This window comes from Rhizobium lusitanum, assembly GCF_014189535.1.
GTDB classification, from domain to species: domain Bacteria; phylum Pseudomonadota; class Alphaproteobacteria; order Rhizobiales; family Rhizobiaceae; genus Rhizobium; species Rhizobium lusitanum_C.
This window is the reverse complement of sequence record NZ_CP050307.1, coordinates 2,053,448-2,065,461: the sequence shown is the minus strand read 5'-3', so window position 1 is coordinate 2,065,461 and position 12,014 is coordinate 2,053,448. Positions and strand designations below refer to the sequence as shown.

11 protein-coding genes and 2 pseudogenes are annotated in these 12,014 nt (G+C 58.7%); 7 read left to right on the top strand and 6 right to left on the bottom strand.

Annotated features, from left to right (window positions below; genetic code table 11):
• Positions 1-29 precede the first annotated feature (29 nt).
• The 6 genes from HB780_RS12485 to HB780_RS12460 are packed head-to-tail and all read left to right on the top strand — an operon-like array spanning position 30 to position 5,036.
• A complete protein-coding gene (locus HB780_RS12485; protein ID WP_183688142.1) occupies positions 30-896 on the top strand; it encodes a branched-chain amino acid ABC transporter permease in 867 nt (288 codons plus the stop codon).
• Entirely contained in the window at positions 893-1,930 is a 1,038-nt protein-coding gene (locus HB780_RS12480; RefSeq protein WP_183688140.1) for a branched-chain amino acid ABC transporter permease, read from the top strand. The genes HB780_RS12485 and HB780_RS12480 overlap by 4 nt, the downstream gene beginning before the upstream one ends.
• A complete protein-coding gene (locus HB780_RS12475) occupies positions 1,927-2,631 on the top strand; it encodes an ABC transporter ATP-binding protein (RefSeq protein WP_183688138.1) in 705 nt (234 codons plus the stop codon). The genes HB780_RS12480 and HB780_RS12475 overlap by 4 nt, the downstream gene beginning before the upstream one ends.
• A 1-nt stretch (position 2,632) precedes the next feature.
• Entirely contained in the window at positions 2,633-3,352 is a 720-nt protein-coding gene (locus HB780_RS12470; RefSeq protein WP_183688136.1) for an ABC transporter ATP-binding protein, read from the top strand.
• A gap of 15 nt (positions 3,353-3,367) precedes the next feature.
• Positions 3,368-4,084: an SDR family NAD(P)-dependent oxidoreductase gene (locus HB780_RS12465; protein WP_183689708.1), complete on the top strand. Its 717-nt coding sequence runs from the start codon at positions 3,368-3,370 to the stop codon at positions 4,082-4,084.
• Positions 4,085-4,094: 10 nt separating this feature from the next.
• Positions 4,095-5,036 carry an AraC-like ligand-binding domain-containing protein gene (locus HB780_RS12460; protein ID WP_183688134.1) on the top strand — a complete coding sequence of 314 codons (942 nt, stop codon included), beginning with the start codon at positions 4,095-4,097 and terminating at the stop codon, positions 5,034-5,036.
• A gap of 36 nt (positions 5,037-5,072) precedes the next feature.
• Here the strand turns inward: HB780_RS12460 and HB780_RS12455 are convergent, their stop codons facing one another.
• The 5 genes and pseudogenes from HB780_RS12455 to HB780_RS12440 all read right to left on the bottom strand — a co-directional run bounded on the left by HB780_RS12455 (position 5,073) and on the right by HB780_RS12440 (position 9,192).
• Positions 5,073-5,462, bottom strand: coding sequence for a nuclear transport factor 2 family protein (locus HB780_RS12455; protein ID WP_183688132.1), 390 nt, complete (start codon positions 5,460-5,462; stop codon positions 5,073-5,075).
• 11 nt (positions 5,463-5,473) lie between these two features.
• Positions 5,474-6,253 (bottom strand): MoaF C-terminal domain-containing protein, encoded by a 780-nt coding sequence (locus HB780_RS12450; RefSeq protein ID WP_183688130.1) that lies wholly within the window; start codon positions 6,251-6,253, stop codon positions 5,474-5,476.
• A 12-nt stretch (positions 6,254-6,265) separates the two neighbouring features.
• Complete coding sequence (locus tag HB780_RS12445) at positions 6,266-7,057, bottom strand: SDR family NAD(P)-dependent oxidoreductase (RefSeq protein WP_183688128.1); 792 nt, start codon at positions 7,055-7,057, stop codon at positions 6,266-6,268.
• A 175-nt stretch (positions 7,058-7,232) separates the two neighbouring features.
• Positions 7,233-7,406 (bottom strand): annotated as a pseudogene (locus HB780_RS33010) (IS6 family transposase); the annotation flags it as partial.
• 85 nt (positions 7,407-7,491) lie between these two features.
• Complete coding sequence (locus tag HB780_RS12440; RefSeq protein ID WP_183688126.1) at positions 7,492-9,192, bottom strand: alpha/beta hydrolase family protein; 1,701 nt, start codon at positions 9,190-9,192, stop codon at positions 7,492-7,494.
• Between the two features lie 402 nt (positions 9,193-9,594).
• Here HB780_RS12440 and HB780_RS12435 point away from each other — a divergent pair.
• A pseudogene (locus tag HB780_RS12435) lies at positions 9,595-10,063 on the top strand (hypothetical protein).
• 190 nt (positions 10,064-10,253) lie between these two features.
• On the opposite strand, the gene HB780_RS12430 reads toward HB780_RS12435, so the two are convergent.
• Positions 10,254-11,990: a sensor domain-containing diguanylate cyclase gene (locus HB780_RS12430; protein ID WP_183688124.1), complete on the bottom strand. Its 1,737-nt coding sequence runs from the start codon at positions 11,988-11,990 to the stop codon at positions 10,254-10,256.
• Positions 11,991-12,014 lie beyond the last annotated feature (24 nt).

The following is a 12,014-nucleotide window of genomic DNA, read 5'->3' as shown; positions in this document are numbered from 1 at the left end:
GGACATGTCCGGCCCGATAGGATCGACCTATGAACATTCTGCCATTTATCATTTCCGGGCTGGGTATCGGCGCGGTCTATGCTCTATCGGGCGTCGGCCTTGTCATCCTCTTTCGGGCAACCGGCGTCCTCAACTTTGCCTTCGGTGCTTTTGGAGCGATCGGCGCGCATTGCGCCTGGCAGCTTCTCGAATGGAAGATGCCGCTTGCTGTCGCCATCCTTGCCGCCGTCGCCGTATCCACGGCCATAAGCTTCCTTTACGGACGCATCTTCGCGCCCATGTTGTCGCATCGCGACACGGTCGTGCGCGCAGTCGGGACATTGGCGCCGGCCCTGGTGCTGATTGCCTTGATGGGCATCGTCTGGGGCGAATTACCCCGCCGCCTGCAGTTTCCGACCGACCTGATGTTCGTTTCCCTCTTCGGCGTGCGCCTGACTTACACACGCATCATCGCCCTCTTGCTTGCGGTGGTCATGGTTGGCGCTATCACGCTGCTGCTCAATCGAACCCGGCTCGGTCTCGATATGCGAGCCTTGGCGAATGACCGCGACCTCAGCGCGATCCTCGGCGTGCGCATTCTTTATACCGAGACGGCAGCCTGGATCATCACCGGTGTTTTCGCCGGTTTTGCCGGCCTGCTCCTTGCCGACCTCGTTCGCCTCCAGGGCACCTTCCTGACGCTGCTGGTTATCCCGGCGATCGCTGCGGCAATTCTCGGCCAGCTGCGCTCGCTGTGGGAAACGGCCGTCGCGGGGCTTCTGATCGGCATTGCCGAGGCAGCGCTCACGCCGTTTGGCTGGATATCGCCCTATCGCGCCGCTGCGCCTTTCATTATCGCGCTGGTCGCGGTCACGATCTTGGGGAGTACGGCCAAGGCCGTGTTGAAGGACCGATGATGATTTCGCAACAGACAATGCAGGCATTGCCAGAGCGCGTCCTGGTGGCGCGCTTTCCGAAACAGCTTCTTAATATTCCCGCGACGATGGCCGTGTTTGCAGCTGTGGTCATGTGCCTCGCCAATTCCTACTGGCTATCGGCGGCAACGTCCGCGGTGGCGCTCTCGCTTTCGGTCGCGGGTCTGGCGATCCTCTATGGTCAGCTCGGCCTCGTCTCGCTCTGCCAATTCGCGCTTGTCGGGGTCGGCGGCTGGGTAACGCTTCGCGTAGGTCACGCCTTTCACCCGCCATTCGAAGTGAGTCTGCTGGCCGGAGGTGTCGTTGCTTCCGTTGTCGGCCTTGCCTTCGGCCTACCCGCGCTGCGTCTGAAGGGGCTGTATCTTGCCCTCGTCACGCTCATGCTGGCGGGCGCATTCCAGATCATTATCAGCGCCTGGGGCTTTCCCGACGGCGGCGACGGCTTTCTCGGGCGGGCCGACGGCTCCGGTCGTGCCATGCTCTCCCGGCCTGGAACTGCCGACGGAGCGGTCGCCTATTTCCTCTATGTTTGCCTTGCCGCGACGATCGGTCTGCTGATTGCGCAATGGCACAAGCTGGGGCGCCCCGGTCGTGCCTGGGCTCTGATCCGCAAAGGCGAAACAGTCGCCATCGCAAGTGGTGTCAATGTGTTGACCTACAAGGCATGGGCCTTCGCGCTCAGTGGCTTTCTTGCAGGCATCGCCGGCGCGCTGCTCGCCGGAAATGTTGGCCAGCTTGATGGCCGCGCCTTTGGCGCTTTCGAGAGCTTGAACCTCTTCGCGCTTGCGATCGTCGGCGGCGCTTATAACTGGTATGGGGCGCTGATTGCCGGGCTGCTGCTGCGTGCGGTGCCGGCATTGCTGACCGATCTCGGTATCGACGGCTACGTCACCATCGGTATTTTCGGCATCGCGCTGTTCCAAGCACTGGCAACTGCGCCCGCTGGCATTGCCGGACAGATCGCTTCTCTCATCACCAGACTGCAATTCCGTTCGACAAAGGAGAGGGCGCGATGATCGCCATCGACAATCTTGTCGTGCAGTTCGGCGGATTCAGGCCGATCAATGAATTGACCGCGACACTTACGGCACCTGTTGCCGGGCTGATCGGCCCGAACGGCGCGGGGAAGACGACCCTCCTCAATGTTCTCTCCGGCTTCGTCACGCCGGTTCAAGGCAGCGTCGCGCTGAATGGCGATCAGCTGTTGAAGATGGCTCCGCTGCAGCGCGTGCGCGCCGGTCTCCGCCGATCTTTCCAGACAGAGCAGGTCGTCGAGGATTTGACGGTATCGAACAATCTCGCGGCGATCGCCGATCATGTGGTGGCGCCGCTCCATCATGCGGCGGCGGTTGATGCGGCACTTGTGTTCACCGGTCTTCGAAGCGTTGCCGACAAGTTAGGCCAGTCGCTCAATCTCTTCCAGCGCCGGTTGGTCGAGCTCGGCAAATGCGTCATCGGAAATCCCAAACTCATTCTGCTGGACGAGCCCGCGGCTGGCCTGACCGAAGAAGAGGGAAACATGTTTCGGGAACTCGTCTTGCGTATCCCGAGCGAAATCGGGGCGCAGATATTGGTGATCGACCATGACGTCGAGCTCATTCGTGCCATGTGCAGCGAGACGATGGTGCTCGACTACGGAAAGCTGCTGGCGCTGGGGCCGACGGAAATCGTGCTTGCCGACCCGAATGTCCGGCGCGCCTATCTGGGGGAATTCTGAGATGGCGGCGATCTCATCGGTGGTTGTCGAAAATCTTGCCGTCGAGCGCGGCGGAAAACGGGTCATTCACGATCTCTCCTTTTCAATCCGGAGCGGAGAAATCACGGCATTGCTGGGAGCCAACGGCGCCGGCAAGTCCAGCACCGTCATGGCGCTCGCTGGCGTCCTGCCGGCCGTCGGTGGCGCGATGCGGCTCGACGAGGTGTCGCTGAATGGGTTGTCGCCAGATCGCATCCGCCGGACCGGCATCGCGCTGGTGCCGGAGGGGCATCGGGTGCTCGGCCAGCTTTCGGTGGAAGACAATATCCTCGTCGCCGCCCTCGACGGGTCGCCATCTGCCCGCCGCGATGGTCTGGAAAGAGCGTATGAGATATTTCCGGAACTCTCCCAGCGCAAACGCCAGCTGGCTTCTGATCTCTCAGGGGGACAGAAGCAGATGGTCGCGATGGCGCAGGCATTCATCGCCAGGCCGCACTTCATGATCGTCGATGAGCTTTCGCTCGGGCTTGCGCCGGCCGTCGTCAAGCGACTGGCGGAAGCGTTGAAGATTGCAGCCCAAAACGATATCGGCGTCCTTCTGATCGAACAGTTCGCCAATCTCGCTCTCGACCTTGCCGCCCATGCGATGGTCCTGGAACGCGGCCGGCTGGTCTATGACGGCACCTCCGCGACATTGAAGGCCCAGCCCGAAATCCTTCATGGCGCCTATCTTGCCAGTTGAACTCAAGGAGTGATGATGACCTTTGCCAATGATCTCTTTGTCGGCCGTACGGTCGTCATCCCTGGTGGAACATCAGGCATCGGGGCTGCTACGGCTGAGCGTTTTGCCGGACTGGGCGCCCGGGTTGTCTGTTGCGGCCTTGGCGCCTCCGGCGGACCACGCAGCGAGCGGATCGAGAGCCGGGACGTCAACGTCCTTCAGCCCGGTGCTCTCGAGGATTTCTTTGCAACTCTCGATCAGATCGATGTCCTCGTAAACTGCACCGGCGTCAGTCGCGATCGCGACGAATGGCAGAAAGATAAGTTCGACGAGGTGATCGCGATCAACCTGACGTCCGTCATGGATTGCTGCCGCTTGAGCCGCGGCAGGATGAAGGCTGGATCGTCCATCATCAATATCGCCTCCATGTATTCGACTTTCGGTGCAGCCGATCGGCCGGGCTACTCGGCGAGCAAAGGAGCGATCGTGCAATTGACCAAGTCGATGGCGCAGGAATATGCGGCGGCGAACATTCGCGTCAATGCTGTTGCGCCGGGCTGGATCGCAACGCCGCTCAGCCGCGCCTTGTTTGCCGATGAGGTCGTCTCGACGCCAATACGTAACCGCATACCGGCCGGGCGATGGGGCGAGGCGGCGGAGGTCGCCGACGCGATCGTCTTCCTCTCGTCGGAGGCAGCGGCTTACATAACCGGCGTCTGCCTGCCGGTCGACGGCGGCTATCTGATCTCATGAGGAGGGCATCATGGTATCGGTTTTCTCATCCGTCGAAGTTGCGAGGGGCAGGGATCTTGCCGGCGTTGCCCGCAGTTTGTTTGGCAATGTGCGGCTTGATTTTCAATGCGGCAATGAAGAGAAGAGCCGACTGGTGTCGGCAATGCTTGGTTCCTGTCGCCTGACACGGCTGGAAGCGGATACGCATACTGTTTCCGGCGAACGGGTGGCCCTCGGTTCGGACAATCCCGACGCCATCAAATTGATCATCCAGACACACGGTCGTTCCTCCCTCATTCAAAATGGCCGCAACGCTCCCATTGGCGCCGATGCTGCGGTCATTTATGATCCGAGCCGCCCCTATATGCTGACCAATAGAACGGCCGTTCGCCTGCTTCTCCTGCAATTGCCCCGTCGCGCTTTACCGGCTGCAGCGGTTATCCGGCTGACGGAGCCGTTTGTCGCGATGCCCGAGCACGCGGGGATGCGGCGCATCCTGCTGTCGCTGATGGATTCGACAATCCGGGAGATCGGGGAGTTGGACGACACAACGCGCGCAAGCCTCGGCCAGACGATGATCGAACTCGTTCGGACGATGATCCGCGGCGATCCGCGGCATGAGCGATCAAACGCCCATTCCCTCGATTTGCTAAGGCGGCGAGTGAAGGACTTTGTCTCGGATAATGTTTCACGGCCGGATCTCGATGTCGGTATGATTGCCCGCCGGATGGGGTGTTCCGTGCGCTATGTCTATCGTGCGTTCGAGGTCGAGGAGACGACGCCCGCCGACTATATCTGGAGCCTGCGGTTGGAAAAAGCCGCGTCCCGGCTACGGGACGCAACATGCCGTCCGGGCGAAATCTCCGAGATTGCCTTTGCGCTCGGCTTCTCTTCGAGTGCCCATTTCTCGCGGGCATTTCGTGGTCGCTACGCGCTTTCCCCATCCGAATGGCGAAAGGTCGATGCTCCGTGAAATCCGGCCCCTGTCGTCATGGGCCGGTCTCAGAGTTCATTTCATTGCTTCTGCCACACGCAGCGTATCGGTAAACTGCTCGAAGCGCCGGATCTTGCCGTCCGCGACGCCCCAGACATGGACGACACGCGCCTTGAAGGGCTTCCCGGTCTCCTTGTGAGTTCCGGCATAATCGCCGATGCCGATCACGTCGCTGCCGGCGTCCAGCAGTCGGTCCAGCTTGAAGTTATAGCCCTCGAAGATGTCACCCAGCGCCTGGAAGACGTTCTTGAAAACCTCTTGCGGGCCGACATAGGTGCCGGCGCAGGGAAAGCCATCCATCTCCGTCCATCGGCAGTCGGGCGCTATGTCGGCAAGCATGCCGTCCATATCCCGGCGTTCGTTGGCATCGTAGTGTGCCTTCACGATTTCATATGCTGTGCGCATTGCCGTTCCTCTCAGACCGGTTCCTGACCGGGAAGATAGTAGGTCATCGATGCCTTGCGTATGAAGGCGCCGGCCGGGGAGTTTTGGATGTGGCCGTCGCCGGCGATGCCGAGGAATTTTCCGGTCGAACGCATATCTTTGAAATTGTAGAAGAATGTCGACGCGACCGCGATCTTGAACTCGCGGAACGTGAAGATGTACTGGTCCTCGTCGAACTTGTAGGTGGTGGTTAGGTCGACGTCGCCGTGGCCACGCTGAACGCCGATCAGGCACTGCCATGCATAGCGCTGCGACGAGAGGTAAGTGTGTTCGTAGACGTGGTTCGGGCTATAAGTGAAATGGGCCCGCAGCCCGATCAGATCACGGCTTTCGACCGGTTTGGGCCCGCTGACCGCACCGCCTTCAATGATGCCTGGCCGAAAAATCTGGCCCACCTGCGGTTCGCCCAAGGTTTGCTCCTTTTCGCGCACGATCGAATAGATCGAGAGAACGCGGCGGCTGGAGACATTGAGGATCAAGGTTTCGGCTTCCTTGGGCTGATCCGCGAAGATGATTTCGACGAAGAAGGTATCGGGCGCGACCTCGATGACTTCAACCTTCTCGGTTGCGCTGTTTTTGCCGTCGGACCACTGGACCTTCCCCTTCGAGAAGACGAGGTCCAGCTTGCGGCCGTCGTCAAAAGCAATCTTGTGGGATGAGCCGGAAAGGGCATTCGTCGCCGGCAAACGGTTGGTGTCGATCCCGTATGCAAACTGATCGTAGGTTTTCCAGTCTTTCGGATTCTGATTCATGATGTTTCCTCCTCAGTGTTCGGCGAATGCGAGCGTGGGCAGATCGACAGTTCCGGCTCCGCCGTCGACCGTCAGTATGGCGCCGTTGATCATCGCCGCTTCCGTCGATGCCAGGAAGCAGACAGCATTGGCGACATCTTCGGCCATGGCCGGGCGCCCAAGCGGAACGTCCTTCGTCACCAGGGCATAGGCCTCCTCGATGCTCTTCAGCTTGAATTTTTCCACGATGAATTCCATTTGCTCGTCGGCCATTGCCGTTGTCACCCAGCCGGGGCAAACGGTGTTGGTCCTGACGCCAAAACGGCCATAGTCTCGGGCCAGCGATTTCGCCAGACCGATACAACCATGTTTCATGGTGACGTAGCCTGCGGCATCGGGACCGGCGAAAAGCCCGGCGATCGAGGCAAGCACGACGATATTGCCTTTGCTCTCGATCAGGTGGGGCAGCGTCTCGCGCGCACTGACGAAGGCCGTGTTGAGATTGAGCCTGATGGCCATATCCCAGGTCTCGTCCGACATGCTGATCGTCGGGCCGACGCCATGGCCGCCAGCATTGGCAACGAGGATATCCAGTCCGCCGAACGCCTCGACGACCGTTACGACGGCGGCTTTCATGCTGGCGCTGTCCGCTGCGTCAGCCGCAACGACGGTTGCACCGATCTCCTCGGCAATGGCGTGAAGTGGCTCCGGGCGCCGCCCCAGGAGTGCGACATTGCCACCCTCCGATCGAATGCGGCGCGCTACCGCCGCTCCGATTCCAGTTCCTCCGCCCGTGATCAAGGTTGTCTTGTTCTTGAAACGCATGATGTCTCCTCTCACCCTTGAGGGATATCATGGCCGAAAGTGCCGGAGCCGTCGCGTCTACTTCTGCAATCAGTTTTGACTGAGAGTGCACAAACGCCGGCAAGGAGAATCGGGAGAGGGAGCAAGAACATCGGTCGTGACAGTCAAACATCTTGAGCATCACGGCAAAAAAAACGTTGGCGAATTGCCTTCCGAATTTCTTCGCCCACAGGCGGATCGTCTGGTGTGAGACAATGATATCACGAGCCGCCAGCAGGTCCTCGACCATGCGCAAGCTGAGCGGGAACCGGAAATAAAGCCAGACGGTATGAGCGATCACATCGGCTGAAAATCGATGGCGACGGTACAGTGGATCAGGGCGGCGGGTCGTGTCGCATCTTCCCAGATCAATCTCCAAAGGCCGTTAAGTTGACCATGCCGTTGTTTGTTATCGCTTAATCTGATGCACTTTTGTTCCTGGCCATGGTTGGCCGCGATTGTGCAGGCTGAAACCCCAGAAGCCGAAGAAGCTCGGAAATGACGATAGTCTGGCTGTGCTGCACCACGACGGCATGATCGATGTCCGGCAAAAGCGACAGGCTCGCCCCGGGCTGGGTGCTTAGCCAACGCCCTCGAGGACCAAAATTGACCATACCCTCTAAGGCCTTGTCATCATTCCACATGATGAGATTGAGCTTCCTGTTTCGCCGAAGTACTTTCTGAAGCTCAGCGCGCACGGTCTCAGCAGCTCGGCCAGGACGTAGGACATGTTTGATGAGCGCCCATTTAGGCATTAAGAAAGACCGTATTTTGTGGCGGAAGCGAAGATGCTGGCGTATCCCCGCTGGGACCTTCAGATAAACTGATCGTATAGCTTCAATATGCTCGGGGCGGTCAAGGGGCGTACCTGGTGTCCAGCTAAGCCACGCGTTGATCGGCAGAGCCTGATCAATTTCTTCGCTTTCGATCAAGGCCCTAAATGCATGATAGCCGCCAGCGCACACGCCGGCGACGGCGACGGTGGATATTCCCCGTCCCCTCAGAAAACGGGCAGCTTCATTCACTTCCGCAGTTCGCGAGGTCTCGTATACATGGAAACCGCCAGCCGCGTGCGCCGGACTCTCGCCGCATCCGCTGAAATCAAATCTTAAGGTGGCAAGATTGTGCTCTGCCAACTCACGGCAGGCGCGAGTTGTGAAACTCCCATCGCCTGCCCGCGGGTTGGCGGATGTGTTGCAAAAGATCACGCTTCGCTGGGGCGAGGAGCCGGTCGGTAGGCACAGAACGCCCATCAAGCCGCCGCCAAACTCCACGCCTTGTTCATGCCAACCTCCACCAGACAAGACCGCGGGCGGCAGGGGCATGTGCGAAAAAGGGTGATTTTCTACGGGGAACTTCGCATTAAGCCAATCAAGCGTCTCCGAAAAAAGCTGCCAGGGGACTTTGCTGGCGCAACTATCTCTAAATAGGTCCGCGTAGCCGGTGAACTCGATTTGGTCGGCATTTGGGCAAATGCGGGCTTTCATCAACTTAGTCGCGCTCGGACCCGAAAGAAGCACGAACGGCCATATGTCTGTGCGGGCCGGGATATCCACACGCTCCAAATGGGCGAGACTTTCCGGGGGTAGATGCAAGCCGTTGACTTCCATCCCGTCCCTGCGAGTGTGCGCGGTCTTCATCATCACATTCGCCAGCGTCAGTTCTCTTATCCAGTGATGTCCGGAGAACAGAGGATCCCATAGCACGAGGGCGGAAGGCTTCACCTTCTCAACTCGGTTGCCGGCAAAGGTCGCGCCAATACGCAAGCCGTTCAGAATCACAGGGCGCTCGCCGTAAATCTGACGAACAAAGCGAGCCGCCTGCTCGACCCCTTCAAGCCATTTGGCTACCGTCTCTTCGCCGGCATTGAGGAACAGGGATTCACCTTCGTGCCTCGGATCATAGCGCAGAACCGCATAGCCGTGCTGGGCAAGCATGTTGGCCCACTCGAACAGGGCACGATAGGTCCAGATCCGGTCACGGCCGAGCGGGGGCACGATCACGACGCTGGCGCGCATCCGCTCCTGCCCTGGCAAATGCAAGGTTCCTGCATGCCCCTCGAACGCAACGGCGACAAGCTGGCCCCGCCCCCTGTGGGATAAATGCGCGTCCATCATATCCCCGCATCCGCCCTCGCCGTCCGCAAAATCGGTCCAGACCGATACTGAGCCCTCCTAGAGTGGGAATAAGGTCGCCCCCGTTCAAAATAGTAACTCATGCCATCTCCCCCAGCATAAAGTTTATATATTCGCTAAGTTAAGTAAGTTCCCCCGAAATACCCCTACAATAAATCTTATTACATCAGTTTAGAGTGGAAATAAATATAATAAAATTAGAGAGTGACTTAATGTATTTGGTTTTGTTTGTTGATTTGCAATTAGATGTTATAATATGGCGGTTTCAATCAAGTTAGGCAGCTCGATTTACCGGACGCCGTCGCGTTGATGAACACGCAAGTTCGTTTTCCAGGGTGGCGTCGGATTAGCCGATTTGTGCTGATCTGAATGGTATTCGTGTCCATGACAAAGCTTGCCGCCGACATTGCCGCACACCGCTACAAGCGCCATCGCTTTCCTGCCGGGATCAATGTCTCGTTTCGAACCGTGTCGGAGTGGGCCACGAAGTTCAGTCACAACTTTGCCGACATATGGCAACTTGACGAGATGGTCGTGTCCATCAAGGCAAAGAAATACTGGCTGTGGCGCGCCGTCGATGCCAACGGCTATGTTGATCCCTGAAATTGAACATGGTTCAACCGAGGGCCTCAACAATCGAGCGGAGAATTCTCACCTGGCTGTGCGACGACGAGAGCGGCGCATGATGCGGTTCAAATCGGCTCGACAATGCCAGTCTTTCGTTTCAGCCAACGACCAGATCGCCAACCTCTTCCTCCTCCATCGAAAGCATCTAACTCCCGCCGATCACCGCAATCTTCGCGGCGATGCCATCACGACATGGCGCGAAATCTCTTTGTCGATCTCTGCTTGAAAGCAGAACCGCTGCATCGTCTCAAACTGAAGTCATTAAGGAGACGGCACCTCCCGGCCACGCCCGAGCCGTTGGCCAGGATATGATCTGATCGGGGCGCGGGTTGCAGACCACGAGGAAGGCGAAATAACCTCCGCCCCTCAACCGGACGAGTAGCTCTTGTCGCAAACCTTCCGTCTTGCCGCGCCGATTAGATTGTCGTTCCAGACGGCGTGCTGCAGGCGACCTTGTTGCGGCCATTTTCTTTGGCGCGATAAAGTGCACGGTCGGCATTGTGCAGAAGCGTTGCAGGTTCGGTGACCGCCCCTTCCGTCAATGCCGCGGCGCCTACGCTGATGGTGGCGACCTGGTTCGGGCTAACCCTGTGTTCGATTGCAAGCTCGAGCACGGCCTGCCGAATCTGTTCGGCGATCGCCGCGGCTGCCGGCTCGTCCGTATCTGGCAGCAGTGCGGCGAATTCCTCTCCGCCATAACGTGCGGCAACATCGCCGGGCCTGTTGACTATTTTTTGGATCGTCGCTCCGATCCTTTTCAGGCATTCGTCGCCGGCCGGATGACCATAGCAATCATTGAAGGCCTTGAACCAATCGACGTCGATCATAAGCAGTCCGAGGCTCGTCTTGTCCTGGCCGGCTCGACCAGCTTCGCGCAAGAGGGCGTTGTCGAAAAATCGTCGGTTGGCCAAGCCGGTCAACCCATCCTGTTCGGCAAGCGCCTGCAGACGCCGATTGGCGTCTTGCAACTCGTCCTCGATAGCCTTTCGAGCCGAAACGTCTCTCAGCGTTCCGATAATTCCCGTCGGTTTTCCTGTCTTCGGATCCTTCAGCGTCTTTAACTGTGCCTCGACCCAAATCCAGTGTCCGTCGCGATGGCGAAAACGATTGATGACCGACCGGCGCTCCACGCTGCCGTCCAGCAATGTCTGGAAAGCAAGGAGTACGTGCGGGCGCTCGTCCGGATGGGCCAAGTTCATGGGCTTGTTCCCTATCAACTCCTCCGGCTCGTAACCCAAAATTTCGCGGCAAGCCGGTGAGACATACTGGCGTACCAAATCGCGATCGAGTTGAAAGACCATGTCGGTGCCATGATCCGCCAACAGGCGATAGCGTGCCTCGCTCTCCTTGAGACGCTGCTCTGCCGCGACGCGGTCATCAATATCGCGAGCGACCGAATGAATAGCCACGACGTGTCCGTTTGCGTCGGTGAGCGCTCTGTTTCTCCAAGCCATCCAGCGGGTTTGGCCGTTTGGCAGAATGACCTGATTTTCGTCTTCCACACTATGACCGACACTGCATACGTGTTGAAGATGCGCGGCTACCGCGGCACGGCTGTCTTCCGGCACGAAATCGAAGAGACTTCTGCCAATCATTTCATCCGGCTGCAGACCGTAGTGACGCGCATAGGCATGATTGACGAACCGTAGATCACCTTCAGGGCTGGCAAGCGAAATCAGCTCCGATTGGTCTTCCACCAGGCCTCTATAGCGCGTCTCGTTGGCCGCCAACTGCCGTTCGACGGTCTTGAGCGCGGTCACGTCCGTAACGACAGCCAGGGAGACGCTGCCGATTTCAGGGGAGCTATCGTCCAGCACGGCTGACAGCAGGACGTCGATAATCCGTCCATTTTTGCATACCATCTGATATTCGGCATCATCGATGCGACCAGATTTGAAGAAAGCGGGCAAGACTTCGTTGATCGCATAGATGCGGGATTCCGGCGTCAGAAAATCCGAAGACGGCCTGCCAATGACCTCTTCACGCGCATAGCCGAGTTTGGCAAGCCAAGCATCGCTGACCGAGATCAGCCGACCTTCCTGATTGATCGAATGAAGAATCGCGGGGGTGACCTTGGTGCGATGTTCGAGTTCCGCCCATAGTCTGATGACGTTGCCGTCGGTTTCAGCGTGTTTTGGCGAGGCGTGGGTCACTCCGGAAGCCTATTGTAAAGCGTG